General features: G+C 54.0%; 25 protein-coding genes. 12 read left to right on the top strand and 13 right to left on the bottom strand.

Annotated elements, in window-relative coordinates; all coding sequences use genetic code 11:
* Window position 1 precedes the first annotated feature (1 nt).
* Genes fabG through ACYQ8U_RS16710 form a run of 8 tightly spaced genes read left to right on the top strand, consistent with a single transcriptional unit; the run spans window position 2 to window position 8,017 of the window.
* Window positions 2-775: a 3-oxoacyl-ACP reductase FabG gene (fabG, locus tag ACYQ8U_RS16745; protein WP_459946705.1), complete on the top strand. Its 774-nt coding sequence runs from the start codon at window positions 2-4 to the stop codon at window positions 773-775.
* Window positions 775-1,386, top strand: a complete 612-nt coding sequence (locus ACYQ8U_RS16740) for a LolA family protein (RefSeq protein WP_459946704.1) — start codon at window positions 775-777, stop codon at window positions 1,384-1,386. The genes fabG and ACYQ8U_RS16740 overlap by 1 nt, the downstream gene beginning before the upstream one ends.
* Window positions 1,383-2,069, top strand: a complete 687-nt coding sequence (locus tag ACYQ8U_RS16735; protein ID WP_459946703.1) for a hypothetical protein — start codon at window positions 1,383-1,385, stop codon at window positions 2,067-2,069. Before ACYQ8U_RS16740 ends, ACYQ8U_RS16735 begins: the two co-directional genes overlap by 4 nt.
* Complete coding sequence (locus ACYQ8U_RS16730; protein ID WP_459946702.1) at window positions 2,066-3,334, top strand: B12-binding domain-containing radical SAM protein; 1,269 nt, start codon at window positions 2,066-2,068, stop codon at window positions 3,332-3,334. Before ACYQ8U_RS16735 ends, ACYQ8U_RS16730 begins: the two co-directional genes overlap by 4 nt.
* On the top strand, window positions 3,335-4,735 hold the full coding sequence (locus tag ACYQ8U_RS16725) for an AMP-binding protein (protein WP_459946701.1): 1,401 nt from the start codon (window positions 3,335-3,337) through the stop codon (window positions 4,733-4,735).
* Window positions 4,732-6,450, top strand: coding sequence for a DegV family protein (locus ACYQ8U_RS16720; RefSeq protein WP_459946700.1), 1,719 nt, complete (start codon window positions 4,732-4,734; stop codon window positions 6,448-6,450). Before ACYQ8U_RS16725 ends, ACYQ8U_RS16720 begins: the two co-directional genes overlap by 4 nt.
* Window positions 6,447-7,151: a glycosyltransferase family 2 protein gene (locus ACYQ8U_RS16715; protein WP_459946699.1), complete on the top strand. Its 705-nt coding sequence runs from the start codon at window positions 6,447-6,449 to the stop codon at window positions 7,149-7,151. Before ACYQ8U_RS16720 ends, ACYQ8U_RS16715 begins: the two co-directional genes overlap by 4 nt.
* Complete coding sequence (locus ACYQ8U_RS16710) at window positions 7,148-8,017, top strand: LpxL/LpxP family acyltransferase (protein WP_459946698.1); 870 nt, start codon at window positions 7,148-7,150, stop codon at window positions 8,015-8,017. The genes ACYQ8U_RS16715 and ACYQ8U_RS16710 overlap by 4 nt, the downstream gene beginning before the upstream one ends.
* On the opposite strand, the gene ACYQ8U_RS16705 is transcribed toward ACYQ8U_RS16710, so the two are convergent.
* Window positions 8,007-8,495, bottom strand: coding sequence for a MaoC family dehydratase (locus ACYQ8U_RS16705; protein ID WP_459946697.1), 489 nt, complete (start codon window positions 8,493-8,495; stop codon window positions 8,007-8,009). The two genes, ACYQ8U_RS16710 and ACYQ8U_RS16705, sit on opposite strands and share 11 nt — an antisense overlap.
* Window positions 8,496-8,538: 43 nt before the next feature.
* Window positions 8,539-10,455 (bottom strand): mechanosensitive ion channel family protein, encoded by a 1,917-nt coding sequence (locus tag ACYQ8U_RS16700; protein ID WP_459946696.1) that lies wholly within the window; start codon window positions 10,453-10,455, stop codon window positions 8,539-8,541.
* Between the two features lie 514 nt (window positions 10,456-10,969).
* Here ACYQ8U_RS16700 and ACYQ8U_RS16695 point away from each other — a divergent pair.
* Window positions 10,970-11,278, top strand: a complete 309-nt coding sequence (locus ACYQ8U_RS16695) for a hypothetical protein (protein ID WP_459946695.1) — start codon at window positions 10,970-10,972, stop codon at window positions 11,276-11,278.
* 95 nt (window positions 11,279-11,373) lie between these two features.
* Here the strand turns inward: ACYQ8U_RS16695 and ACYQ8U_RS16690 are convergent, their stop codons facing one another.
* The 7 genes from ACYQ8U_RS16690 to cfa all read right to left on the bottom strand — a co-directional run bounded on the left by ACYQ8U_RS16690 (window position 11,374) and on the right by cfa (window position 17,667).
* Window positions 11,374-12,180: an arylamine N-acetyltransferase family protein gene (locus ACYQ8U_RS16690; RefSeq protein ID WP_459946694.1), complete on the bottom strand. Its 807-nt coding sequence runs from the start codon at window positions 12,178-12,180 to the stop codon at window positions 11,374-11,376.
* A 130-nt stretch (window positions 12,181-12,310) separates the two neighbouring features.
* Window positions 12,311-12,862, bottom strand: coding sequence for an NADPH-dependent FMN reductase (locus ACYQ8U_RS16685; RefSeq protein ID WP_459946693.1), 552 nt, complete (start codon window positions 12,860-12,862; stop codon window positions 12,311-12,313).
* Between the two features lie 181 nt (window positions 12,863-13,043).
* Complete coding sequence (locus ACYQ8U_RS16680) at window positions 13,044-13,229, bottom strand: hypothetical protein (protein WP_459946692.1); 186 nt, start codon at window positions 13,227-13,229, stop codon at window positions 13,044-13,046.
* 270 nt (window positions 13,230-13,499) lie between these two features.
* Complete coding sequence (locus tag ACYQ8U_RS16675) at window positions 13,500-13,958, bottom strand: universal stress protein (RefSeq protein WP_459946691.1); 459 nt, start codon at window positions 13,956-13,958, stop codon at window positions 13,500-13,502.
* Window positions 13,959-14,264: 306 nt separating this feature from the next.
* Complete coding sequence (locus ACYQ8U_RS16670) at window positions 14,265-14,948, bottom strand: potassium channel family protein (protein ID WP_459946690.1); 684 nt, start codon at window positions 14,946-14,948, stop codon at window positions 14,265-14,267.
* Window positions 14,949-16,409, bottom strand: a complete 1,461-nt coding sequence (locus ACYQ8U_RS16665) for a TrkH family potassium uptake protein (protein ID WP_459946689.1) — start codon at window positions 16,407-16,409, stop codon at window positions 14,949-14,951.
* Window positions 16,410-16,527: 118 nt separating this feature from the next.
* Complete coding sequence (cfa, locus tag ACYQ8U_RS16660) at window positions 16,528-17,667, bottom strand: cyclopropane fatty acyl phospholipid synthase (protein ID WP_459946688.1); 1,140 nt, start codon at window positions 17,665-17,667, stop codon at window positions 16,528-16,530.
* A gap of 400 nt (window positions 17,668-18,067) precedes the next feature.
* On the opposite strand from cfa, the gene otsB reads away from it, so the two are divergent.
* From otsB to ACYQ8U_RS16645, 3 genes are all read left to right on the top strand, one after another.
* Complete coding sequence (gene otsB / locus ACYQ8U_RS16655; protein WP_459946687.1) at window positions 18,068-21,757, top strand: trehalose-phosphatase; 3,690 nt, start codon at window positions 18,068-18,070, stop codon at window positions 21,755-21,757.
* Between the two features lie 119 nt (window positions 21,758-21,876).
* Complete coding sequence (locus ACYQ8U_RS16650) at window positions 21,877-22,266, top strand: TraR/DksA family transcriptional regulator (RefSeq protein ID WP_459946686.1); 390 nt, start codon at window positions 21,877-21,879, stop codon at window positions 22,264-22,266.
* 101 nt (window positions 22,267-22,367) lie between these two features.
* Window positions 22,368-23,522 carry a baeRF7 domain-containing protein gene (locus ACYQ8U_RS16645; protein WP_459946685.1) on the top strand — a complete coding sequence of 385 codons (1,155 nt, stop codon included), beginning with the start codon at window positions 22,368-22,370 and terminating at the stop codon, window positions 23,520-23,522.
* A 110-nt stretch (window positions 23,523-23,632) separates the two neighbouring features.
* Here ACYQ8U_RS16645 and ACYQ8U_RS16640 read toward each other — a convergent pair whose 3' ends face one another.
* The 4 genes from ACYQ8U_RS16640 to ACYQ8U_RS16625 form a co-directional block, all read right to left on the bottom strand.
* Entirely contained in the window at window positions 23,633-23,833 is a 201-nt protein-coding gene (locus ACYQ8U_RS16640) for a cold-shock protein (RefSeq protein ID WP_459946684.1), read from the bottom strand.
* Between the two features lie 133 nt (window positions 23,834-23,966).
* A complete protein-coding gene (locus ACYQ8U_RS16635; protein ID WP_459946683.1) occupies window positions 23,967-24,617 on the bottom strand; it encodes an ATP-binding protein in 651 nt (216 codons plus the stop codon).
* Between the two features lie 54 nt (window positions 24,618-24,671).
* Complete coding sequence (locus tag ACYQ8U_RS16630) at window positions 24,672-25,241, bottom strand: response regulator (RefSeq protein WP_459946682.1); 570 nt, start codon at window positions 25,239-25,241, stop codon at window positions 24,672-24,674.
* Window positions 25,242-25,556: 315 nt separating this feature from the next.
* Window positions 25,557-26,232: sensor histidine kinase (locus ACYQ8U_RS16625; protein WP_459946681.1), on the bottom strand; the 676-nt coding region annotated here is incomplete at its 5' end.

The following is a 26,232-nucleotide window of genomic DNA, read 5'->3' as shown; positions in this document are numbered from 1 at the left end:
AATGATCGCCGAAAACGAACAGAATAAACAGAACGATAACAACAGACCAGGCGAACAACGGATCGCCATAGTAACCGGCGGCAGCAAGGGCATCGGCAGGGCGATCTGCGTCGAACTGGCTCGCCATGACTGTTACCTCGTCATCAACTATATGGCTGATAAAAACGGTGCCAAAGAGACCCTGGCCCTGGTTGAAGACGTCGGCGGACGCGGTGAGACATATCAATTTGATGTCCGGGATGGGCAGGCGGCGGAAAAGGTGGTTGCCGATATTGCCGCAAGACTGGGCAGGGTGGATATCCTCATCAACAACGCCGGCATCGTCGCCGATGGTTTATTCATGATGATGTCACCGAAAAACTGGCAATCGGTCATCGATACCAGTCTGAACGGCTTTTACAATATGACCCGCCCGGTGGTCGAACAAATGGTGCGGCGACGCAAGGGGGCCATTGTGTCCATTTCGTCGGCCAGCTCGCTGATGACCAATCGTGGGCAGGCGAACTACTCAGCGGCCAAGGCCGGTCTGAATGCCGCCAGCAGGGTCGTTGCCTCCGAGGTTGCCCGTCTCGGTATCAGGGTCAACGTGGTGGCGCCGGGGCTGATCGAGACGGAGATGATCGCCGCCGCCCCGAAGGCGGAGATCAAGGCGATGATCCCCATGGCCCGCATCGGCAGGCCGGAAGAGGTGGCCCGGGTTGTCGGCTTTCTCTGTTCCGATGACGCCTCCTATGTGACGGGGCAGGTCATTTCGGTGAATGGCGGCATGTTTTAATGAAAATGCATGTGCTGTATGTGCTGCATGGGCTGCGAATCGCCGTGTGCTTCTTTTTTCTTCAGCTCGTTTCTTCCGGGCAGGCTGCTGGGCAGGACGCGTTTCGTCTGCAGTCGATTCAAGCGGATTTTGTCCAGGAAAAGCACCTGAAGATTCTTGTCCGGCCGCTTGTTTCCACCGGGACCTTGAGCTTTCAGGCGCCACAGTCCCTGCGCTGGGAATATCAAACGCCCGTGCCGTCGATATTGCTGCTGCATGGCGGCAGGGTGCAGAAATTTATTGCCAGAGATGGCCGACTTGTGGAAGACAAGGGAATGGGACTTGACTCGATGCAGGTTGTCCTCGGCCAGATCAGCTCCTGGCTCGACGGCCGCTTTACCGACAGCGAGATGTTCCGCGTCTCTTTTGTCGATGACCGGACCATCCTGCTCACCCCGAAGCAGCAGGCGCTTGCCGGGGTGATCAGCAGCATTGAACTGCAGCTTGCCGACCGCAAAGGGTTGCTCGATGCGGTGACCATTTATGAAGGTCCCGAATCGTACACACGGATGACCTTTAGCAACAGGGTTCTGAATAAGCAAATCCCGGCCGCCGTATTTACCGTGAAATGAAACCGTTCTCCCTCTTCTTCTCCGTCCTCTTGTTTGGCCTGGTGGCCTGTGCCGCAGAAACGCAGCTTCGCCTGCCGCAGCTGATAGGGGCGGCTGAGGGCCTGGGGGAAAATGGCTGTGCTGCTGTTTTTCCACAGGAAAACCGGCAGTTTGTCCACGCCATCGACTTTACCATGCAGGATGGCTCCGGTACGGCGGTGGTCGGTGTGACCAGCCTGAACGACGATGATATCGCCTGCGCCCTGGTCACCGTCGAGGGGTTGACTCTTTTTGAGGCGGTTTTCCGTCATGGCAGGAGTTTTCAGGTCAAACGGGCGGTGCCTCCCTTTGATAAACCGGCGTTCGCTCAAGGAATGATCGGTGATATCCGGGCAATTTTTCAGCCGCCTCCCGGCCGCGGCAGCAGGGGACAAGTACTTTTACCGGCACCGGCAGCAGGGCTGACAGCTGTCTGCCGCTATGAAGATCCGGCCGGCGGGGTGGTTGATGTGCTGCCGGATGTCGATGGCTGCTGGCAGATAAGGAGTTATACCCCGGACGGTACCATGAATCGCGCCATTGTCGGACGGTCCTGCAGAGTGCAGGGCACCGGCCTGATCCCGGACCTCATCGAGCTGAAAACCTACGGCCGGACCGGCTATACCCTGAAAATGACCTTGATACGTGCTGATACTATTCTATGAGATTTAAACTGATATACCCCAAATGGGCCAAGCTCAACCGACAGACAGAATTCCATCTGCCGCCGCATGGCCCGGTAGTCTTTGCCGCGACACTCCCCGAGTATGTTGCCGTCGATTTTGTCGATGAAAATCTGCAGGAGATAGATTTTGACGAGGCCGTCGATTTCGTCGGGATCTCCATGATGCTCACCGTCCAGGTGAAAAGAGGCTGGGCGATTGCCGACAGGTATCGCAAGAAAGGCGTGAAGGTCATCTTTGGCGGCATCGCCACCATGCTCCATGCCGAGGAAACCATGGCCCACGCCGATGCGGTTTTTCTCGGCGAAGCGGAAGGCCGGATGGAGCAGGTGCTTGCCGATTTTCGCCAGGGAAAGTTGCAGCCCTGTTATGATTTTATCGACGACCGGCCGGATATCGCCCTGGTCGGTCCGGCGCGCCGAGATATCCTCGATCGCAGGCTCTACAACTATAAGGGTGTGCAGATGGTCGATCTGGTGCATGCCTCACGCGGCTGCCGTTTCAACTGCTATCCCTGTGCCGTGTCCTACCTGGGCGGAAGACAATTTCGCCCCCGGCCCATTGACAAGGCGATAGCCGAGATCGCCGGCATCGACAATAACCGGTTGTTTATTGTCGACAATTCCCTGGCCCAGGACACCACGTGGGAGATGGAGCTGTTTAAAGAGATGATTCCACTGAAAAAGAAGTGGTGTTCTCACCCCATTGAAGATAAACCCGAGGTCCTCGACCTGGCTGCCCAGGCCGGGGCCTGGTATGTCTACCAGGCGGTTTTTGATACCTCGGATTACATCAAGCAACGCATTCAACGCTACCACGACCACGGCATCGGCGTGGAGGGCACTATTCTGCTCGGACTGGACAGCCACACCGAGGATTACATCAAGCAACTGATTGATTTTCTCCTGGAGATCGAGCTCGATCTTGCCGAATTTACCGTCCTGACGCCTTTTCCCCATACCAAGGCCTATGACGAACTGAACCGGCACAACCGCATCCTGTCCCATGACTGGAATGAGTATTCCGCCGATCAGGTGGTCTTTCAGCCGAAGAACATGTCCCGGGAGCGGCTGCAGGAGCTGCTGGATTACGCCTGGAATACCTTCTATCAGGAGGAACCGCAATCGATCAAGATGGCCAGACTGTTCCAGCAGGTTGTGAAAAAAGAAATGGCCGACAACAGCTTCAAGCCGCGGGACAGGGAGCTGAGCGGACAATCCTTCGGCAGGCTGGTCACCAGAGAGTAGATGAACGCTGATTTTTCACTGGATAGAGAGCAGGCCATACATCGCCTGCTGCAGGGGCCGAAATATCCCAACCGGGAATTTGTCCGTTGCGGCGCCACCTTTGCCGAGGTGTATGCCATGGCCGCCTGGTTGCGTGCTGCGCTGACAGGCCCCGAGTACCAGGACGCGGCAGTCTGTCTCGCCGCCGACAACAAAGCCGTTATCGCCGCGGCCCTGCTCGCCTCCCTGGCCGGCGGGCCGACCCTGCTGCTGCCCTATGCATTTTCCACCAAGGTGCTGGCCCGGATGCAGCAGGCTGCCGGGTTTACCACCGTTATCTCGGATGTGCCCAGGCCATGGCCGGAAGGGGTGCGGGTGATCTGTCCACCGCTGCCGCGATCACCCGCGGCCGGACCTGCGTTACTGCCGATCAGCGACGAGGCGTCACCCCGCGACGAGCTGCTGAAGATTTTTACCGGCGGATCCACCGGTACGCCGCAACTCTGGGCGAAAACCGGCGAAAATGTTTTTGGCGAAAGCTTTTTCCTGGTCGAGCGGTTCAAGGTCACCGAACGGGATTGCATCATGGCCACCATTCCGCCGTATCACATCTATGGCCTGCTCTTCTCCGTGGTGTTGCCCCTGGTCTCTTCGGCGGTTGTTGTCGGCGAGACACCCTCTTTTCCACACGAAATTGCCGAGGTCGCCCAGGCACACCAGGTGACCCTGCTGGCCAGTGTCCCGGCACATTACCGGGCATTACGCGAGGTAAAAAAAGATATCGCGCTGCGCCTGGCCTTTTCCTCGGCCGGCATGCTTGACCCCGGTGATAATGCAGCTTTTTATCGCAGGCACGGGGTGGGGGTGGTCGAGGTATACGGCTCGACGGAAACCGGCGGTATCGCCACGCGCAACCGGTCGCTTGGGGAAGATTTCTTTACCCCGTTTCCCACCCTTGAATGGCAGATTATCGAGGGGCGCCTGGCGGTACGTTCGCCCTATATTTCCCCTGATCTGCCCATTGACACGAACGGTTTTTTTACCTCGAGTGATCGGGTGGAAGCCTGCGGAATGAATGCCTTTGCCCTGAAGGGACGAGCCGACGCGGTCACCAAGGTAGGGGGCAAGCGGGTGGATCTCGAAGAAATCCGTGCCCTGATTATGAAGGTAGCGGGCGTTGCCGACTGTGCCGTCATGGCCTTGGCCGAATCCGGCGGCAGAGAGCACCAGATCGGCGTATTGGTTCAGGGGCAAGAGGCTGGAGTTGGGGCTGGGGTTGATACGGAGTTGATCAGAAAAAGTCTGGTCGACGCCCTGGAACCCTATGCCCTGCCGCGCCGGATGAAAACCGTCGAGCGGATTCCAATGAAAGAAAACGGTAAATACGACTGGCCGGCCATTGGCCGGATTTTGAGTACATGAGCGATCTTCGTCAAAGCTTTGCCGCAGGCTATGGGGGCCTTTCCGCCTGGGCCGATCTGCTCGACCGGATTAATGTCTTTCCCGTCGCCGATGGGGATACCGGCACCAATCTGCGCATCAGTCTGGCGCCGCTACGTGATCTTGGCGAAGACAGCGAGAATATTCCCGAACTGCTCGCCCGCACCGCCACCGGCAATTCCGGCAACATTGCCGCGGCGTTTTTCCGGGAATTCTGCCGGGCGAAAAACTATGCCGACCTGGCGCAAACAGCAGCATCCGGCAGGAATGCGGCCTGGCAGGCCATTGCCGACCCTCGGGCGGGGACGATGCTCACGGTTTTCAACCGCCTTGCCAACGTTCTTGCACTGCAAAGTGACATGACCGCACTGTATATCCCGCTGAGTATTGCGATGCAGGATGGTGTCCGTGCTACCGCGCAGCTCCTGCCTGAACTGAAGGCTGCCGGGGTGGTCGACTCCGGGGCCTTGGCCATGTACGTTTTTTTCGATGGTTTTTTCCGGCAGGCCACCCACCAAAAAGATGCATCCTGTTCCATCCTTGATCTCTTTGCCGGCAAATTGGCTATCAACAGCTCCTTTCGACCGGAAATCAGTGACAGCTATTGTGTCGATGCGCTCATTCACATGGCTGATAAAAATGCAGCGGTTGAAGACGACATTGCCGCAATGGGCGAGAGTGTGGTCATGGTGAAAGAGGAAGCGATGCTCAAGGTTCATCTCCACACCGCAGACCTCGACCGGCTGCGCGGGGGGCTTGGATCGTTTGGGGATATAGTCCACTGGTCTGCCGAGAAAATCAACCAGAGAACCGAGGAGCAATATTGCCAACCGATAGAAAAATCAGCTCTGCATATTGTCACCGATGCCGCCGGGTCGATGACCAGGGACATGGCCCGGCAACTTGGCATGACGCTGCTTGACAGTTATATAATAACGGCTGACAGCTCAAGGCCGGAAAGTCTCTATCGTCCGGAACAGATCTATCCCTTGATGCGCAGTGGTGTCAAGATAACCACCGCCCAGGCCTCAAATTATGAAAGGCATCAACAGTACCAGACTATTGGCCGGCAGTTCGGCCGTTCCCTGTATCTCTGCGTCGGCTCCGCTTTTACCGGCAACTATGATACTGCCGCGGCGTGGAAGAAAGACCATGATGCCGATGACCTGCTCAGGGTGATCGATACCGGTGCAGCCTCCGGGCGGCTTGCCCTCATTGCCCTGCTCACCGCCCGGCAGGCCAGGCGCGTTGCCAGTCCGGATGAAGTCATAGCTTTTGCACAAAAGGCCATTGCCGATTGTCAAGAGTTTGTCTTCATCGATGAGCTGAAATATCTGGTGGCCGGTGGCCGGGTTTCCAGAGCAAGCGGATTTTTCGGTGACCTGTTGTCGATGAAACCGGTGATCAGTCCGACCAGCGAGGGAGTGCGGAAAGTCGGACTGGTGCACAGCAGAAAGGGGCAGCTCGCCTTTGCCATGGCCAGGCTGGGGCGGCGGTTTAACAGGTCCGCCGCAGCCGTGGTTATGCTGCAATATACCGATAATGAACAGTGGGTGGGGGATACTGTCCGACAGCAGATAGAAGCTCTTTTGCCGCAAGCGGAAATTCTGCTTGTCCCGCTGTCGCTGACTTCCGGGGTGCACATGGGGCCGGGAACCTGGTCGATTGCCTTCAGCTCAGCTTCAATTGAAACATGAACCCTGCCGTCATTATCCCTGTGTACAATCATGGTCGGCAGATTGGCGAGGTTGTTCGGCGAACCCTGAAACTTGATCTTCCTGTTTTTGTCGTCGATGACGGCTCGACGGATTCTACCGCCGAGATTATAAATGCAATCAGCGGTATCACTGTCCTGCGCCATGCCGTCAACCGGGGCAAAGGCGCGGCCATTCTTACCGGGTTGGTGGCGGCACATGAAAACAGATGCGATTGGGCCATTACCCTGGATGGCGATGGGCAGCATAATCCTGAGGATGCCGGGGCACTGCTTGATGCAGTGCGTGTTGCTGAGCGCTGCATCGTCATCGGTAAACGGCAGGGGATGGCAGATATAAAAAATGTGCCATGGACCAGTAGATTCGGTCGCGGGTTTTCCAACTTCTGGGTCTGGGCGGCCGGTGGGCCATGGGTGGAAGATTCCCAGTCGGGATTCAGGCTCTATCCCCTTCCCGAGGCACTGCAGCTGGGGGTAGAATCCCGGCGCTACCAGTTTGAGGTGGAAATACTGGTCAAAGCCCGGCAGCATGGGATGAAGACCAAAGAGGCACCTGTGGCGGTCGTCTATCAGGCAAAGGGCGAGCGGGTCAGCCATTTTCGGCCCTGGCGTGACTTTCTGCGTAATTCCGCCACCTTCAACAGACTGATCTTTGCCCGTATTTTCAGGATATTTCGCCGATGAACGGCTTCTGGTATAGACTGCTTGTCCGGGTGGCCAACCTGGGTGGATCGTGGTTCTTTGTCCTTGTCTCCCGGATTATCGCCGCCGGGTATTTTGTGTTTTCCCGGCGGGTTCCTGAAAGCCGCCGTTTCTACGCAGCCCTTTTTCCCGAGCGCGGACACCTCTACCACCTCTGGTGCACTTTCCGGCAATATCAGAATTTCACCACCATCCATTTCGATCGGTTCTTGATGGCCAAAGCCAGACCAGCGACTTTTACCGCCGAGGGATGGGAGAATATGGCCGCTGCCACCGGCCAACAGGGTGGCATTCTGCTCATGTCACACCTCGGCAACTGGGAAATGGCGGCGACGCTGCTCAAGCAGCAGGAAAAGGATCTGCAGCTCCTGCTCTATATGGGCAGGAAAGAAAAAGAAGGAGTGGAACGAGTGCAAAAAGAGCAGCTGCGTCGATCCGGAATAACCATCATCGCCGCTGACAAGGAAAACAGTTCACCGTTTACCGCCGTGGAGGGCATTCGCTTTCTGCAGTCGGGCGGTTTGGTTTCCATGGCCGGGGATATGGTCTGGCGCAGCGACCAGCGCAAGGTGCGGGTGACCTTTCTTGGACATGATGCCTACCTGCCGGAAGCACCTTTCATCTTCGCCCTGGTCTCAGGCGCGCCGCTGCTGGTCTTTTTTGTCTTTCGTGCCGGTGAAGGCCGCTATCATTTTACCCTTTCCGAACCCATTGCCATCCGGCCGGCATCCCGCCAGGCCAGACCGCAAGCCATCGCCCGGGCCGCCCAGCAATATGCCGATCTGCTCGAACAGTCACTGCGCCGACATCCCTTCGAATGGTACCATTTCGATCGTTTTATTCACTGATGCTTTTCGATAACTTATTTGTCGGGTCTCCTTCGTTTATCATGTCAGAGAGAACCTGTTTTTCCTGGAGCCCTGGAATTATGCCGAAAAGATCAGCTTGTAAAACCGTTATGTGATGTTGATTGGTCAACACCGCCTCGGCCTTGGCACGACCTCTTTCGTCTATTGCAATAAGGGTGAGATCGCATTTTATGGTGTCCCCAATATAAACCGGCTTTTTGAATGCAAAGCTCATTCCCGAAGCCAGCCAGCCGATCTGTCCGCCGATCTCGGTAACCAGACTGGCAACGAGCAGGCCATGACAAATCAAGCCATCAAAGTTTTTAACCTTGGTAAATCGCTCTTCAAAATGAATAGGATTATAGTCGCGGGAAAGCTCGGCAAATTGCAGGACGTCCTGTTCGCTAAAAGTACGGGAAACAGAGAATTTGTCGCCTATTTTTAATCCTGTAATAGCTTTTTTTCGAATGAGTGACATCCTGCAATAACCTTTTTACGAGTTTGTCGAAACTAGTGATTTGTCAAACATCAGCATCATTGTCGATATTTACCAAGCTTTCTCGTGCACTGGTTGGCGGTTCCGGAGCAGAGGCGGTTGTCGGGAGCGCATGCTGTGCTTCATGGAAAAGATGCACATCCCGTTGTGGGAATGGGAAGGAAATACGTTCCGCATCAAAACGCTCTTTTACCATTCTGGTCAGATCCCAGTACACTGTCCAGTAATCACTTGTTTTAGCCCACGGACGGCAAATGAAGTTCACCGATGACTCTGCCAGCTCATGAACCTGGATAACTGGTTCGGGGGAGGCTAACACCAGTGGGTGTGAATTGACAACATCCGCCAGCACTTCCCGGGCATGGCCGATATCGTCGCCGTAGCTAATACCAAACACCAAATCAACCCGCCGCTCCTCACTACCGGTGATATTTGTGATGATATTGCCCCAGATGGAATTGTTGGGCACAACCATAATCTGGTTGTCGGCGGTGGTAATCGTCGTGGTTACAAGGTTCATAGACCGTACAACGCCCATAACCCCCGCGACATCGACAAAATTACCGACATCGAAAGGCTTGTACAGCATGATCATAATGCCACTGGCGAAATTGCTCAAGGTGTTTTGCAAGGCGAAGGCTACGACAAAACCGGCGGCGCCGATTAAGGCCAGCAGCGGGCCAATGTTGACTTCCAGGGCTGCCAGGCCGATTATTACACCCATAAAGAGAGTGATCCGACGCACCGAGTGAACGACGAAATTGCGGAGCAGGATGGAACTATTCCTGGCAATTCCGAAGGCTTTTTCTGTGATTTTGCCAAGGATCCGACCCAGAATCCAGAACGCTAGAACTGTGGCGAGAAAAATGGTGATGTTTATCGCCCAGCGAAGCCCTCCTTCATCCGATTGTAACCAGCCGGTAATCGTCGACCAGGCCGCCTCTTTGTCTGAGACATCCACCTTGATGCCACCAACAGAATTGGCATAGAGGCGATAAGGGACAACGACTTCGTTGTCCTTGCCATCAATGGTCTTACCAAGCTTGGTGTTCAGCTCGTTGAGTACGACGTTTAGCCTGTCGATCAGCGCTGTCCGTTCATCGCGCAGATCGGCCACCGCCTTGAGAATCTGCGTTTTAACCTCGGCATAGGTTTCAGCAGCTGTTTCCGCTTGGGCACCAATCTGCGCCAGTTTTTCGGCACTTGTTGGCGCCTGCATGGTCTCACCGGGCAGATCGACCTCTGCTTTTACCGCTCTACCAGTGGCTTCCAGGGCCTGTTGTGCTTTGTCAGCGGCGACGGTGGTCTCCTTGGCTTTACGCGTCTGTTCGCCCTGTTCACCCTGTGCTCCGGCAGCTTGTGTCTCCTTAGCGGACTCGGTTACCTCCGCAGTTGCAGACTCCGCCTCTTGGGCGACCTTTACGGCGTCCATGGATCCAGTCGATTTATCTCTCAATGGTGCTTTAATGCCAGTTGCCTCGAGAGCTTTCTGAGACGTTACGTTCTGTGCCACCTGTTGCGAGGTAGAAATAGCTTCATCGATTTTTTTCGCCATCGATTCGGTGGCCTGTTGGGCATTTTCCGCAGCGGTTACGGCTTTTTCGGCCGCTTTTCCCGATGTATCCGTCTCGGCGTTCTGCGCCGCTTCCTTAACTTCCTCAAGGGTTTCCTTGACCGCCTCAATTTCTTTTTTTACATCTTTGGCCAGTTGAATTTCCTTGTTTTTTTGTTTAATGGCGATTTCCGCCGCGCTCACTTCCTCCACCTTGGTTTTAACTAAACCAAGCCAGGCGTTGGCCTCAATAACCAGCTCGTCTGTGGTCAATGGCTTGACAAGCATCTCCAACTCATCGACGGGGATATCAGGGTGCTTCGTGGTAATGGGTTCTGGAGGTGGCTGGTCTTTTGGTGCGGCTTCCTCGGCCCAGCTGCCGCCAGTCATCAGAATACTTGCCGTAAACAGGATTATTAAAAGTCGAAAGCATAGAAATTGACGGATCACCAATGAGTCCTCCTTTGATGAGGTGATAAATGATTACAAAGACAATCCCATTTCGGGATGAAACGAACAAAATGGTCAAGCTATTCATTAAAAACGATTTACACAAGTTTTTTTCTGCTGCAATAATTTCCAATTCAATTGGCATTGCTGCTGTAGTACGACCGCTCTGTTTCTAATATTATCAATATCCAGAGTGACACTCCCGCAACAGCTTTTTGAGCAAATTCTTGTCATAGACAACATCAATGTGTTACGAAGACCGAAACGTCGACGAAGTGTCTACCGAGGCAAAAGACAGAGATGTTCTCTCATTCCCGGCTATCCTAGCTCAAAACAAGGACAACGAAAAAGACTTTCACGCACAACGTCCCGAATCAACCGCTAATATGCGGAAGCAACCGCTGTACCTGGAAATGACGTTTCCGAAGTCATTAGCCCCTCTGTGAAAACTCAGATGATCGGCCCCTACACGAAAATTAGGGCAGAGGAGATGGGGATCGATTTCACCCCCGAACTGTCAGGGTATGCCGGTCGGGAAAATCCAGTGGGAAAACGCTTCCAGGGGCTTGTTCGCTGGGCAACTCCGATTATAAAAATACATCCTCGCCAAAAGGCAGTTATCGCCAGCGGCTTTTCGGAAAGCGAAAAAGTAGTTGAAACACAAAAGCTGGGTACCGGGCCATATTGGAAAAAACTGTACAAACTAATCGACATTGTAATCGACATTGCCTTGATTCTCCGGACAGTTCTCTCGGAAAAATAATTATTGCCCGCGGATCAACACATTATGCAGAACATGTGTCAGGTCTTACCCCTAAAACGGGAATCAGATGGCCGACCCGATGATTCCGCGTACCTTCACCTGCAATACCCTTCATACAATTCCGAGAGTTGATCTGAAATGAGGTTAAAACCAAATTCCTCCACAAGAATCATTGTCAGATTATCCTGTGATGATATCTTCGTGATCACAGTATTTCCTCCTCTGATACGATGAAATTCACCATTTTTCAGTAATCGAACGTCATGGTAAGATTTTAGTGAAACAACCAGATTATTGACAAATGTCGCGTCGGCGTGTGTTGATGAATAATGATGTCCGCAAAGACAATCGGCTTCCGTGTATAGACCGTTATCAAAGCTATAGAGAGTGAACCATCCGTCGACCTGTTCTATTTGAAGAAAAAAGCGTCCCCGGTCAGGTTGAATTATACGATAGACAGCGTCACCCTGGTCTTGAGGTTTATCACAATCAAGATTTAAGGGTACACGCGGGCACAATGGCCCAAATCCCACATCGACAATATAATTGCACTCTTCAAAGGTGACTTTTGTAATTCGATGGGTTCGCGGGACATCAATGTCGCGATTATGAAGCACTCTGCCTAGAGCTATATCACATTGAAATCCCAGGTTTTTTAGAATCTCAAAAAAGATTTTATTATGTTCAAAGCAGTAACCACCTCGTTTGTTTGTGACAACTCTTTCAAAGAGGACTTGCGACTCAAGGGAAAGATTCTCGTGCAGCAATACGCCCAGGTTACTGAAGGGAAAGGTGGCAAGATGGGCGTTTTGCAGTTGTTTTATGAACGAAATTGAAACTTCCGGGGACTGATTTACCAAAACATGTTTGAGGTAACTCCGGATATTATTTTCACTGAGCATGTGGATGTCTCGTTTAGTCATCTCAAATTAAAGCACTTGACAGACTACAGCTACAAGTCGGTTAACAGCCGATCCTGTGTACAATTGGAACGGGATATTCTTCTCCCGTTCCTCTCTCAAGCAGGCAAGATCAAGCCGTATGACGTTTCACCCAGGCGACATAACGGTCGATCCAACCCTGGAAGAAGGCTTTGCTTTCCATGCCGATGTTACCGGACTCGTCAAATAAGCCTTCCTTTGCCTGGATGAAGGCTTCCGGCTGGCCAAGTGTGGGTACATCGAGATACGCCAGGACAGTACGTAAATGTTGCTGCGCGATGGCTGTGCCGATGGTCCCAACCGAAACTCCCAGCACACCGGCGGGTTTACCGGCCCAGGCATTCTGGCCATAGGGCCGGGATGCATGGTCAAGCGCATTTTTCAAGACACCGGGAAGAGAACGGTTGTATTCCGGGGTTACAAAAAGCAATCCCTTTGCCGCATGGATGTCACTCTTCAACCGTTTGACCGAATCAGACGGATTACCGTCATCATCTTGATTGTAGAGTGGCAGGTCACCAATCTCCAGTTGCTTGAAAGTGAATTCCGCAGGTGCCAGCTTAATAACGGCGCTTGCCAGGGAACGGTTGAAGGAGTCCTTACGAAGGCTACCAACGATTACGGCAATGTGATACTGACTCATGATTCTCTCCTGTAATGTTCTGTTTCTCACCTGCAGCACCCCATGCATGTTATTTTCAACTGCAGGTGCCGCTGTAGAGGTGTTTATCGTCCATATAAACGATACAATGCAGATTATAATAAGAAAGACCATTCAGAATACAATCCACTGATCGACATTTTTACTGTGCAGTGAAGTGAGTTTACCCATGGTTCTTGATCCCGTTACGGACTGAAAAAATAAGGGTAAAGGTGGTTCCTTCGGTGCAGTCAATCTCGTATCGACCGCCCAGCTGCTGTTGGCCGAGCATGCGTACGAGGGTCAGTCCCATGGTTTTGGCGGTGCTCCAGTCGTAACCGGGAGGAAGGCCGACCCCGTTATCGGCCACCGTCAGGGTGAAGCGATAGAGTAAAAAATGACCTTCCCGGTGTTGCCTGCCAGTCGTCAGGGAGTGCCCTCATTATTTCGCCATGTCATGCGGCAGGCTCCGGTGGTCGGCACTTTAGGGTGGAAGATATGCAGTGAGGATGGGGGGCAATACTTACCCAGCGAGAGGGCACACCATACTATTGCAGTTTATCCAGGTTGCGGGAAACTCTCCCGAGACAGGATAAACTGCAGGCTTTCTCACCAGGTGTTATGTATAGATTTGGTCTGTCTACTCTTTCTTGCCGGGTATAATCAGGGTTGGTATCGGAGAACGCCTGATGACGTTCTCGGCCACTGATCCGATCATTAAATGAGACAGGCCGGTACGTCCGTGGGTCGACATGACAATCAGATCAATCTTTTTTTCCTTGGCAAAGTCAATGATGACCTCCGCTGCTCTGCCGATGAGAATAGCAGCCTCAACCTCTATAGTGTTCGGCACCTTGTTGGCGAGCGTCTCTTCCAGCGACTTGCGCGCTGACTGCATGAGATCCTGTTCATATTGCTGGATATCGAGGTTGCTCATTGACGGAATGGCATCGGTGTAGGTGGGGATCTCAGAAACGACCTGCAGTCCATACAGTTTCGCGCCAAATTGTTTTGCCATTTCAGTGGCGACTTCCAAAGCTTGGTTGGCAGCTTCGCTTGCATCGGATGGCCAGAGAATCGATTTAACGGGTAGCAGCATATTGTCCTCCTTCGTTTTTCTATTGGTTACTTATTTGTTGCTGTAAGGGTATCCAGAGGGTGCTGAAAATCTTTTTCCGCTGAGCCATTCTCAGCTTTGTCTCGTCAGCTGTCCACTGTCCATTTGCTTTTGTTCTTTCAACAAATATACCATCAGGAATAAAATGATAAAAATACCTGGAATTATAGTATAATTCCAGGTAATCATAGGAATATCTGCTTGCTTGAAGCACGTCCTGTTCAGGCGGAATAGTCCTGCTCAACCGGAATGTATATTTACCGGCAATTACAAGAAAATATCATCAGCTTAGCCGGTGTCGTTCTGATCTCGACCAGTATGTTCTTCTTCGGATAAAAATTGTTTTCGCAGCTTGGCCAGATTGTCACTGTGCGTGAGAATAACCACTTCATCCTCTGGTTGAATGGTGTACTCCCCGTCAACCAGATGAAAGGTTTCATCCCGGTAATAACAGACGACTCGGGCCGATTTGGGCAGAGCAAGGTCATCGACCGGTCCTGCCCGGTTCTTGTCGGCGACGAAGGTGAAAAAACGCGCCTCGTCCTTGATGATCGTCGACAGCTCGAGGATGTCTACACCTTTGACAATATCGGCCAGGTATCGACTGATGGTCCGTGATGGATTGATGATATCGTGCAACCCCAATTCACTGCAGATTGTTTCGAAATCATGATCTTCAATACGGGTTACTACCCGGCTGAACCCCAGCGAGCGTCCTACCAGGCTGGCGATGATGTTATTCTGATCGACATCGGACAGGCAAAACAGCACATCGGTCTGTTTCGGTCCCGCCTCGCGCAGAATCGGCGGCTTACTGCCGTCCCCTCGCAGAAAACTACAATCGAGGTCATCGGCGAGAGTTTCAATCTTCTCTTTATCGGATTCGATGATGACAACTTCATGGCCCCGCTTGATCAGCAGTCGTGCCGTTTCCACGCTTAACTCACCGGCACCGACAAAAACAATCCGCATCTACACCTCCGCTCGCTTGCCGATCCAGGTTTTTGGATAAAAAAGGACGATCCATGCGACTATTTCCAGGCGTCCCATGAGCATGTCGGCGCCGAGAATACCTTTGAGAAACCAGGGCAGATCGGCACCGGTGATGCCTGTGGAAAGGCCCACTGTCCCCGTAGCCGAGACAACCTCGAACAGGGCGTCCAGCGGATCATAGCCCATGACCAGAAAGGGCAGCCAGGAACAGAGAACCACGGCGATAAATAGCAGAATAATCCCCAGCGCTTCGAGGATTTCTTTATCCTGCAGTCGCCGCTTGCCCAGATACGGGTCGAGCACCGCATGCGGCGGCAGACAGGTCCGGACAATTGTTACATGCAAAAGACGAACCAGAATGAGCAGACGGAGGAGCTTGAAACCCCCGGCCGTCGAACCTATGCCACCACCGATGGCCATGGAACAGATGAGGATACCCTTCGATGCATTATCCAGGCTGCCCGGATCCAGCGTCGAGAAACCGGTGGTAGTCTGTGCCGACAAAGCCAGCAGCGGTGCATGATGCCAAGCCTCAGACCAGGTCATGCCATTTGCTGTCAGACAGAGCAGCAGCAGGGTAATAACCAGCAGTCCGGTAAGCAGCAGGGCGCGCAGCTGCAGATCTTCGTACAGCAGTCGCGGGCTTTTTCGGCAGGCGTTGTAATAGAGGGCCAGGGAAATCGAAGCGGCCAAACACAGCAGCGTCACCGTCCACTGCACGGGCCAGCCGCCGTACCCTTGCAGGCTGAGGTCATGGGGTGAGAAACCACCGGTTGATACGGTGGCAAAGGTATAGAGAACCGCGTGGAAGAAGTCCCCGTCGAGCAGCCACAAAATGCCAATGCCAATAACGGTAAGGCCGCCGTAGGACAGCAGCACCCGCCGGGCATGCGCCCTGGTGCCGCCGGCCAGGTCTTCTTCATGTTCGTCGGTGCCAGCCAGGGTTTTTGCGGTAAGCCCTGGGTGGACGAGGATGGCCAGGGATAAAACGACAAAGCCCAGTCCGCCGTACCATTGCATCCACGCCCGGGCAAAGAGAAAAACCGGCGGTTTGTCGGCGACCGTGGCCAGGGTGCTGAGTCCGGTCGTGGTGCAGGCGGAGACCGCTTCGAACAGCGCATCGACAAAATTCAAGCCTGAGGCCATCATCGGATAGGTCATCAACAGCGGCATGAGGAGAAAGACCAGGGTGACGATAACCATCGCTTCATTGGTCTGTATCCTCGGTGATGCCTGCAGGCGGGACAGGATGAAACCGGCAGCGCCGAGCAGCAGGACCGCCGCTGCGTAGCGTATGCTGCTGGCCGTATCCCGAAAGAAGAAAGAGACGGCCAGCGGCACCGAGGCGAGGAGCGTCAGTGCCAGACAAATCTGGCCGGAATATCTGCCTATTGTCGAAAAACGGATTGCGTAACTCAGCTCTAATGCCTGTCGACTCATGGCCGGATAAACATCCCCGAAGAACAAGAAAAAAAGAGTATTTGTTGCGTGGATACAAAAGTTCGCTGCTGTCCTGTTCTGCCGGACAGTTGCATCGAAGATCGGACAGGTTCCTTGATCAATTACGGGTGCATGCCGGATAGCGCAGGCATGGATAGCCGCCTATTTTGCCGTGCGGTGACATCACCACCTGCCAGACCTGGAGGGCTCTGGCCCTAAAACACCCGGCGACGGAGAGGAGGTAGTAACGCCACATACGATAGAATCGTTCACTGTAGCGATTCTTCAGGCTGGGCCAGCTGCCCTCGAAATTTTCATGCCAGGCGAGCAGGGTGCGGTCATAATCGACGCCGATATTGTGCCAGTCTTCCATGATAAACTGCTGTTCCATGGAGGCACCGAGCTGTTTGATGGACGGGAGCATACCGTTTGGAAAGATATATTTATCAAACCAGGGATCACAGTGGCGAACCGTATTGTTTGAAGCGATGGTATGCAGGAGGAAAAGGCCGTCATCTTTCAAGCAGTTGCGGGCGACCTCCATGAAGGTGCGATGGTTCTTGTAGCCGACATGTTCGAACATGCCCACCGAAACAACAGCGTCAAAGGTCCCTTGCGTCTCGCGGTAGTCCTGCAGGCGGATTTCCACCGGCAGATCGGCGCAACGTTTCTGGGCCAGCGCCGCCTGTTCCCTGGAGATGGTCAGACCGACCGCAGAAACGCCGTAATGGCGTGCCGCGTAACGTACCAGGCTTCCCCAGCCGCAGCCGATGTCGAGCAGTTTCATGCCTGGGGCGAGCATCAGCTTGCGACAGATGAGCTCAAGTTTGGCCTCCTGGGCCTGGTGCAGGTCTGCCGCTTCGTTCCAGTAAGCGCAACTGTAGGCCATATGGCGGTCAAGCATTTTTTCAAACAGATCGTTGCCGGCATCATAGTGTTTCTCGCCGACTTCAAAGGCTTTTCGCCGGCTTTGACGATTGAAGATCATCGCCTTGATCGCATTGGTAACGACGGGGGGGCTGTTGCGGAACTTCTGTTCAATGCCATGCAGCATGAGTTTGAAAAAAAACTGATCCAGGGCTTCGCATTCCCACCAGCCATCCATATACGCTTCCCCGAGGCCAAGGGAACCAGAGGCGGCAACACGCTCAAACAGTTCGCTGTTTTTTATCCGGATATCCCATGGTCTCGCCCCATTGACCTGTATATCTGCCGTTGCCAGCAGATCGGTCATGTGCCGCTCGGCTGATTTTCGCATGAATGCCAGCATATCTCCTCCAAGCCGTTGTTGAGAGTCAAATGCAGTCGTTCACTATGCAATATTTACTAGTTTACAAAATGTATGCCAAACGTACCGGGAAAGAGCATGTAGTGCGTGCAGGAATGATTTTTTTTTAAACAGTACAGCGATTCGCTCCATCCATGGTGTGCATTGTATCGCTGCCGTATCGGTTGTTACCCCGTCAAATCGCCGGCAACATCTGCTGTGCAGGAAGAAATTCCTGTTGGCCCGGCATCGATTCCTGTCACACTGGACAAAACACAGCCCATTGGCAAAGCCCTTTTGATATTTCTCCGGGATTGTGTCGTAGCCAAGGGCTTGCCTTGCAGGATTTCCCACCAAAATTACCGGCACCTTTTTTGCAACATTTTATCCCATGAAACTCTATATCGAAAATATTGCCGCCTGCATCATCGATATCGACGGCGTGGTGACCCAGGAAGGGGGAGAGGCTTTTGCTTCGACCATCTCCTTTATCAAAAAAGGCCGGGCGGCCGGGCTGCGTTTCGCGTTGATTTCCGCCCGCCGCCATGGCCGGGCGATGCTGGAGACTGCAGGGGTGAGCGATCTCTTTCAGGTGGTCATTGATGCGGATTGCGCCGCTGCAATGGGTCTGGCCGCTAAACCTGCGCCTGATATCTTTCTTGAAGCCGCCGACAGGCTCGATGTCGAGGCAAACAGGGCGGTGGTCATTGCCGATGGTCCGGCCGGGGTTCAGGCGGCGAAGGCCGGAGGTTTTGCCCGGCTTATCGGTCTTGATCGGCACCATCAAGGCACGAAATTGAAAAATTCAGGCGCCGATCTGCTGGTGCAGAGTCTTGGTGAGCTGAGCATGGACAGCGGTGCCGAGCCGGGCAGAAAAAAGAAAAAACTGCATTCGGCCCTGGAGAAGCCCCAGAGGATCATCAAACGGCTGCAACAGGGACTGCCGGCAATTTTTCTTGATTATGACGGGACGCTGACGCCCATTGTCGATGATCCCGCCGAGGCCAGGCTTGATGAAAAAACCAGGCAGGTGCTGCAGCGGATTGCCAAACATATGTTCGTTGCCGTCATCAGTGGCCGGAGCCTTGCCGACGTCCAGCAGATGGTCGGCCTCGAGGAACTGGTCTACGCCGGCAGCCATGGCTTTGAGATAAGCTCCGGCATCGGTTATTTCGATGACGACGAGCTGCGGCAGCAGTACCTGTCGATTCTGCAGCAGGCGGAAGACCAACTCACCGCAACCACCGGCGATCTGCCGGGGGTGCGTATCGAAAGAAAGCCCTATGCCATAGCCGTGCACTATCGCGGCGCAAAAGAGTCGGTCATTCCCGAGGTCGAAAGTCAGGTCGACAGCCTGGTCGAGCGGTTTGCCGAACTGGAGAAAAGTTCCGGCAAGAAAATTTTTGAGCTGCGTCCAGCGGTGGACTGGGACAAAGGCAAAGCCCTGCAGGCGATGCTCGACCAGTTTCACGTCGATTGTTCCCGGATGACGCCGCTGTATATCGGCGATGATACCACGGACGAAGATGCCTTTCGCAGCATCGGTGACCGGGGCATCACTATTCTCGTCAGCGAGCAGCCCCGCCGGACCAAGGCCCGCTTTATCCTGCGCGACCCCGCCGAAGTAACAATTTTTCTCGAGAAGCTGGCCGAACTGGCCGAAAAGGACATAATTAAAGGCATCTGGTCCTTGACCTATGATGGCTTTGATCCGGAGCAGGAGAAACTGCGTGAAGCGCTCTGTACCCTGGGCAACGGCTCTTTTGCCAGCCGCGGTGCCGCTCCGGAATCAACCGCCGGCAGGAGACATTATCCAGGGAGCTATATCGCCGGCTGTTACAACCGGCTCGAGAGCAGTATCGCCGGGCAGACTATTGAAAATGAGAGCCTGGTCAACATCCCCAACTGGCTGCCTTTTACCTTTCGTCTTGAAGATGGGCCCTGGTTCGGCAGCGACTTTCCGGCGTCGGCCGCCTATCACCAGGAACTCGATATGGCCTGCGGTATCCTGCACAGGAAGATCCGCCTCGTCGATGAAAAAAAGAGAGAAATTCACCTCAGCGAGCGTCGTTTCGTCAATATGGACATGGCCCATCTGGCCGGACTGGAAACCGTTATCACCGTGAAGAACTGGTCCGGCAACCTGTATCTCCGCTCGGCCCTCGATGGGCGGGTGGCCAATACCCTGGTCGCCCGCTACCGTGAACTGAACAATGATCATCTGCTTACCGGCAGCCTCGGGGTCAGCGATGATGGTGAGATTATCTGGCTGCAGGCCGAGACCAGCCAGTCGCACATCCGTATTGCCGAAGCAGCCCGCACGCGATTTTTTCAAGAGGGGAAAACGCTGAGCGATGTCAAGCGCCGCACTGTGCAGGAAACCGGGTATATAGCCCAGGAAGTGACTGTGCCGATCAGGGCCGGTGAAAAATTACGCACGGAAAAGATTGTCGCCATTTATAATTCGCGAGACCGGGGCATCTCGGAAAGCCTCGATGAGGCGCGCCTGCAGGTGGCAAAGGCCCCTGGATTTCATGTTCTGCTGCAGCGGCATCAGCGCGCCTGGCGCCATCTCTGGCAGCGTTGCGGCTTTGATCTGCAGGCGATCAGTCCGCGTATTTCCCAGATCCTCAATGTGCATATCTTTCATCTGCTGCAGACGGTATCGGTGCATTCCATCGATCTTGATGCGGGTATTCCCCCCCGGGGACTGCATGGCGAAGCCTATCGTGGTCTGATCATGTGGGACGAACTGTTCGTCTTTCCTTTCTTGAATCTGCGTATCCCGGATCTGACCCGGGCGCTTCTCAAATATCGCTATCGACGGCTGCCCCAGGCCAGACTGGCGGCCGCGGCAGCAGGCTGTGACGGCGCGATGTTTCCCTGGCAGAGCGGCAGTAACGGCCGGGAGGAAGCCCAGTCGCTGCATCTCAATCCGCAATCGGGCCATTGGGTGCCGGATACCACGCATATTCAGCGCCATATCAATATTGCCGTGGCGTACAATGTCTGGCTCTATTACCAGGTAACCGGCGACCGTCACTTCATGTCCTATTACGGGGCCGAGATGATCATAGAAACAGCCCGTTTATTTGCCGGCCTGGCCACCTACAACAAAGCCCTTGATCGCTACGAGATACGAGGCGTCATGGGGCCGGATGAGTTTCACACCGGCTATCCCGACGCAGAAGAACCGGGCCTGGCCAATAACGCCTACACCAATATCATGGCCGCCTGGCTGTTCTGCCGGGCGATTGACGCCCTGGAGATGCTGCCGGTGGAACGGCGGCAGGCGACCTGGGAAAACCTCGGTCTGGAGGACAGGGAACTGCAGCGCTGGCAGGATATGAGCTGCAGGATGCGCGTTGTTTTTCATGGTGATGGGATCATCAGTCAGTTCGAAGGGTATGACCGCCTTGAAGAGTTCGACTGGGAGGGGTATAAACAAAAATACGACAATATTCATCGTCTCGACCGCATCCTCGAGGCCGAGGGCGATAGTCCCAATCGCTATATGCTGTCCAAGCAGGCCGACGTGCTCATGCTCTTCTATCTGCTCTCGGCCGATGAACTGGACCAGCTGTTCATGCGCCTCGGCTATCCCTTTGCCTTTGATACCATCCCGAAAAATATCGATTACTATCTCAAGCGTACGGCCCACGGTTCAACGCTCAGCCGGGTGGTGCACGCCTGGGTCCTCGCCAGGTCCAGACGGCAGCAATCCTGGCACCTGTTCTGTGACGCCCTGAAAAGCGATGTTCTGGATATTCAAGGCGGCACCACCCATGAAGGCATCCATCTCGGCGCCATGGCCGGGACGGTCGACCTGATCCAGCGCTGTTACAGCGGCCTGGAAACCAGGCAGGATACGCTCTGGTTAAACCCGGCCCTGCCCGAAGAGCTGAAAAGCCTGGCCTTCAACATCCTCTATCGCGAGCATTGGCTGCGGGTGATCATCCAAAAGAAAAACATACGTGTTGTCAGTCGGGACGGGACTTCCGCCCCGATCACCCTGGGCTTGCGGGGCAAGCTCTATGAACTGCAACCGGGCCGGGCCATTGAAATGGACTTGGACCGTTGAGGCTGTGTTGTGGCGAAAAATCAATACTAAACCGTTACTTGCTTCGGGTTAGTATCTTTTATGGGTACTAAAAAAAGTCCCGGCGTATTTCCAGTTTACCTGGTTGGGGAGGTGTTCCTATGGATGCAGATAAAAAACGCACCATTGAAGACAGGCTCAGAGAGCAGCGGAAAGAACTTATTATCAAGCGCCTCGGTATTGAGGAATCCTGGCAGAACCTGCACTTGAACGAAATCGAATTAACGGAAAAGGCCACCAATGAGTATCTGGCTGCCGGCCTTTCCCAGCTCGATGCACAGGACAAAAAAAAGATAGAGGCCATAGACCGAGCCTTAGCCAGACTACAGGCGGATATCTACGATATCTGCGAAAGCTGCGGCGAAGTCATTTCTGAAAAGCGGCTTGAGGCGGTGCCCTGGACAACTCTGTGTCGTGACTGTGCCGAGGAGAAGGAGCAAGGCGCAAGATTGAGAAGGCCTGCGGCGGAAATTGAGGAAGACGCTGAGTGATCGCTGGTGACGGCAAAAACACTCTTCTGCGAGTCGGCAGAATATGTCGGATGAAAAATTGACAGACTCGTAAAAACCTTAATATTACGGATGGTAACAAGATGACAACGATAGAAAAACACGATATCGAATCTCTTCTGCAGCACGAAGGATGGCCGGCAATATCGATCTATATGCCGGTCAGTCGGATTGGCGATCAACAGGATCCCCTGCGCTATAAAAAAATTATCACCGAGGTGACAACCAGACTGCTTGACGAGGGCATGCGGCCGCCGGAGGCCCGCAGCCTGCTGGAGCCGGAGTCTGCGCTGGTAAACGATGCCGATTACTGGAAGCATCTCGGCACCGACGGCCTGGCGGTCTTTCTGGCCGGACAGACTGCCTTACGCTACCCGCTGCCCCTCTCCTTTGCCGAGCAGGTCATGGTGGGACGTCGCCTGCATATCCGGCCTCTTCTGCCCTTGCTGATTGGTGGACCGTATCTGGTGCTGGCCCTCAGCCGGAAACAGCTGCAGCTTTTTCGGGGAGATCGCTATCAGCTGGAGGAAATCGCCCTGCCCGAGGGGACACCAAAAAGTATCGATGACGCCCTGCAGTACGATGATCCGCAGCGGCATCTGCAATTTCATACCAAAACCGGGACGTCCAGAGGGCAGAGAGATGCAATGTTCCACGGGCACGGAATGGGCTTTGATGATCAGAACGAAGACCTGGTCCGCTATCTTCAGGCAATCGATCGGGCTCTTTTTCCCCGGCTGGACGAGGAGAAGGTGCCGATCATCCTCGCCGGTCCGGAAGAACTCCACGCCGGCTACAGAAATATCACTAAAGGTCGGGCTCTTTTGTCCCGTGGCATTGCCGGTAACGTGAGCGAGCTGTCACCGGAAATGCTGCATCAGAAAGCCTGGGATATCGCCCTGGAATATTTTAGTGAAGAAGAACGGCAGGCGGTTGGCAGGTATCAGGATAGTCTCGGTGGCGATAAGGTCGTCGATGAGCTGCAGTCGGTGGTGATGGCGGCCTTCGATGGGCGGGTGGAGAATCTTTTTGTCGCGGAAAATGCTCAGATCTGGGGTCAGTTCGATCCCGACAAACGACAGGTGATCATCAAAAAAACAGGCGAATCTGGCGGCTCCCTGGTCGATCTGCTTGATGAAGCGGTGTATTGGACATTGCAGAAAAAAGGAACGGTCTTTATCAGAACAAGAGATGCCATGCCGGTGGACAGGGTTGTCTGCGCGCAATTGCGTTATTGAACCGGGGCAGCGTTTTCAGGCTGGCGGCGAGCTGCATGCCATATGGTAGCCGAAAGCGGCAATGGCCTGGCGGGCCATTGCCGCTTTCGTGTCGCCAGGCTGTAATTTTTTTATAGACGGACAACATTGGTCGCCATCTGGCCCTTTTGGCCCTCGGCGATATCAAAGATGACCCGTTCTCCTTCACTTAAGGAACGAAACCCCTCCGCCTGGATTGAGGTGTAGTGGACAAAAATATCCTTGCCGCCTTCCTGCTCGATAAAACCATAGCCTTTTGCTTCGTTAAACCATTTTACTGTTCCTTCAGCCATTTCCGTACTCCTGTGTTATGTCGGTTGTTGTCTACCTCGGAAATCGATGGGTCAGAGAAGTTCGTCGAGGTACCTCCCTTCCTGCTTTTTTCCCTTGCGGTTTCGCTCAATCGCTGCGACCAAACCTGCCGGGTTATTTCGTAACGGCTGCTAAACAGATTTCGGTGCAATACTCCACGCCGAAACCAATACTGTTCTGCACATGAACTCTTCCGCCGAACAATCCGGCGATCATGCCGGCATAATAGAGGTTGCCCGCGGCATGGTTGCCGCTCGATTTTTTCCCGTTGCGGTCGGCAGGGAGAAAAAGCGCCTTTTCTTTTTCCAGCGGAATGCCAAGGCCTGGGACGGTAAGAGTAAAATAGATGGAGCACCAGTTGCCGCTGAAAGGCTCCCATTCCACCTCCAGCCCGGCTCCTCCCGAGCCGAGATAGACCTGACTGTAACTGGCGATATCCCAGAGAAGAAAGCCAAGCATCAACAGCTTGCCCTGGAAAAATCTCGGCAGATCAGGACTGATTGCCGTGGTCAGACAGTATCCTTTGCGATCGATGGACCTGTCGTACCAGTGACAGAATTCGTCAAGGAGTTTATGGAGATCGAAGGGGCCTCTGTTGTCGGCCAGACGCCAGCATGCCTGGTCCGGTTCAGCGATCTTTTTTCTTGTGGAATGTCGGGGGCCAATGCCATACGACGTCGGCATGCGGGAGAGGGTATTGAGGGTCTCAGCCGAATATATGGTCTGCCGGGTGTCACTCTTTTCTAGGTTTTGGATAGAGAGCAATTTTTCCTCCACACAATGAATGGGTACTTTTTTAAAATCATCCAAGGCAGCTTGTTACAGATTCCACTCAACTTTGAGCCTTTCAAAACAGGCCGGGCAGCAGCCGTGTGAAAGGATGACGCCTGTCTTGCGTGTCAGATACTCTTCCCATTGTATCCACTGCACTTTCTCTTTTTCCCCACTGTCATCTTTGACATCTCGACAATACGCGCAGAGCGTCAGAATTTTTCTGGGCATGGTAATTTTCTGTCGTTCTTCCTGTTTGTTAAGAAGTTCCGTCAGTCGAAGCAGCAAATCTTCGGTATCAAGAGGTTTCAGGAGATAATCGTCGGCACCGAGACGCAGCGCCTCAACTGCCGATGTCATGTCGCCATAGCCGGTGAGAACCAGGGCGCAGATCGTCGGATTGCGTTTTTTTGCCTGGCGCAATACCTCAATGCCGCTGGGACCGGGCATGACCAGATCGGTAATGAGCATATTGAAGTTGTCTTCCCAGAGAGCGCGTATGGCCTCTTCGCCGTTCGATGCGGTGGTGACGGTATAGTGTTCTGCCCGAAGGTCCCTTGCGTACGAGCGCAGGATGCTCATCTCGTCGTCGACCAGCAGGAGGGTTTTGTTGGACATTGTGCTACTCCTTCGTAGCTTCCGGAGGGTGATGTACCGTCTGCCGACTTGTTCTCCGTTTATCGGGGGTAACCGCATGGGTTCATGGTCATTTACTCTTAGTTGGCGATATTCTGACATGAATATCACCTCTTGCCTAGGTCATAAAATCAGGAAGAGAATGGTGATGCAGACTACCCATTGGTTGCCAGCCGGGCAGGGTGATATAGCGTGCCAATGAAGCCCGGGATGACCATGGTCTATTGGTATCACGGCGGTATTGGTAAGGCTTCGGTGGCGGGTGACAGCGGCGTTGCGCTGGCGGCGGATGAGCCTTTATCTGGCGCGGTCCGGGCCCCTTACGGGCAGTTTTATGCGAAATTCCGAGCCGTTGCCCGGGCTGCTGTGCACCGTGATGGTGCCGTTGTGATGCCTGATGATGCCATAACTGACCGACAGGCCGAGTCCGGTCCCTTTCACCTCGGCCTTGGTGGAAAAAAACGGCTCGAAGATTCGCTCCTGGTGCAGCGGATTGATACCGACCCCGTCATCCTTGATGATGAGCGTGATGCACGACTGCTCCGTTTCCGTGCTGATGCAGATAATGCCCCCACCTTCACAGGCATCGACGGCATTGGCGAGAATATTCATGACCACCTGTTTGATCTGGTCGGCGATGCCATACAGGATGGGGATTTGCTCTCCATAGTGCTTCTCGACCCGGATATTTTTTGTATCAAATTTCTTTTTGTAGAGCAGCAGTACACTGTCCAGCGTGCTGTGCAGGTCAAGCGGCGCACGTGTGCCGGATGTCGGCCGGTTGAAATCCTGCAGTGCCTTGAGCAGGTTGCGCATGCGCTTGCATTCATCGACCGCTATGTCCATCAGTTCGCTGTCTTCCGGCTCGAGAGAAACCCGGCGTCGGACGCCCTTGAGGACATTGAGCACACCCTGCAGCGGATTGTTCAGCTCATGGGCGATCGAGGCGGCGAGGGTGCCGATGGCGGCGAGT

It is taken from the genome of Desulfocastanea catecholica, from assembly GCF_054657295.1.
The sequence above is the reverse complement of the archived record's forward strand: the minus strand, read 5'-3'. Positions and strand labels throughout refer to the sequence as shown.

Bases quoted from the DNA above. Each gene is read 5' to 3' on its own strand.
- fabG (WP_459946705.1), top strand. From the start codon at position 2: ATGATCGCCGAAAACGAACAGAATAAACAGAACGATAACAACAGACCA.
- ACYQ8U_RS16740 (WP_459946704.1), top strand. From the start codon at position 775: ATGAAAATGCATGTGCTGTATGTGCTGCATGGGCTGCGAATCGCCGTG.
- ACYQ8U_RS16735 (WP_459946703.1), top strand. From the start codon at position 1,383: ATGAAACCGTTCTCCCTCTTCTTCTCCGTCCTCTTGTTTGGCCTGGTG.
- ACYQ8U_RS16730 (WP_459946702.1), top strand. From the start codon at position 2,066: ATGAGATTTAAACTGATATACCCCAAATGGGCCAAGCTCAACCGACAG.
- ACYQ8U_RS16725 (WP_459946701.1), top strand. From the start codon at position 3,335: ATGAACGCTGATTTTTCACTGGATAGAGAGCAGGCCATACATCGCCTG.
- ACYQ8U_RS16720 (WP_459946700.1), top strand. From the start codon at position 4,732: ATGAGCGATCTTCGTCAAAGCTTTGCCGCAGGCTATGGGGGCCTTTCC.
- ACYQ8U_RS16715 (WP_459946699.1), top strand. From the start codon at position 6,447: ATGAACCCTGCCGTCATTATCCCTGTGTACAATCATGGTCGGCAGATT.
- ACYQ8U_RS16710 (WP_459946698.1), top strand. From the start codon at position 7,148: ATGAACGGCTTCTGGTATAGACTGCTTGTCCGGGTGGCCAACCTGGGT.
- ACYQ8U_RS16705 (WP_459946697.1), bottom strand. From the start codon at position 8,495: ATGTCACTCATTCGAAAAAAAGCTATTACAGGATTAAAAATAGGCGAC.
- ACYQ8U_RS16700 (WP_459946696.1), bottom strand. From the start codon at position 10,455: ATGACTGGCGGCAGCTGGGCCGAGGAAGCCGCACCAAAAGACCAGCCA.
- ACYQ8U_RS16695 (WP_459946695.1), top strand. From the start codon at position 10,970: ATGATCGGCCCCTACACGAAAATTAGGGCAGAGGAGATGGGGATCGAT.
- ACYQ8U_RS16690 (WP_459946694.1), bottom strand. From the start codon at position 12,180: ATGCTCAGTGAAAATAATATCCGGAGTTACCTCAAACATGTTTTGGTA.
- ACYQ8U_RS16685 (WP_459946693.1), bottom strand. From the start codon at position 12,862: ATGAGTCAGTATCACATTGCCGTAATCGTTGGTAGCCTTCGTAAGGAC.
- ACYQ8U_RS16675 (WP_459946691.1), bottom strand. From the start codon at position 13,958: ATGCTGCTACCCGTTAAATCGATTCTCTGGCCATCCGATGCAAGCGAA.
- ACYQ8U_RS16670 (WP_459946690.1), bottom strand. From the start codon at position 14,948: ATGCGGATTGTTTTTGTCGGTGCCGGTGAGTTAAGCGTGGAAACGGCA.
- ACYQ8U_RS16665 (WP_459946689.1), bottom strand. From the start codon at position 16,409: ATGAGTCGACAGGCATTAGAGCTGAGTTACGCAATCCGTTTTTCGACA.
- cfa (WP_459946688.1), bottom strand. From the start codon at position 17,667: ATGCGAAAATCAGCCGAGCGGCACATGACCGATCTGCTGGCAACGGCA.
- otsB (WP_459946687.1), top strand. From the start codon at position 18,068: ATGAAACTCTATATCGAAAATATTGCCGCCTGCATCATCGATATCGAC.
- ACYQ8U_RS16650 (WP_459946686.1), top strand. From the start codon at position 21,877: ATGGATGCAGATAAAAAACGCACCATTGAAGACAGGCTCAGAGAGCAG.
- ACYQ8U_RS16645 (WP_459946685.1), top strand. From the start codon at position 22,368: ATGACAACGATAGAAAAACACGATATCGAATCTCTTCTGCAGCACGAA.
- ACYQ8U_RS16640 (WP_459946684.1), bottom strand. From the start codon at position 23,833: ATGGCTGAAGGAACAGTAAAATGGTTTAACGAAGCAAAAGGCTATGGT.
- ACYQ8U_RS16630 (WP_459946682.1), bottom strand. From the start codon at position 25,241: ATGTCCAACAAAACCCTCCTGCTGGTCGACGACGAGATGAGCATCCTG.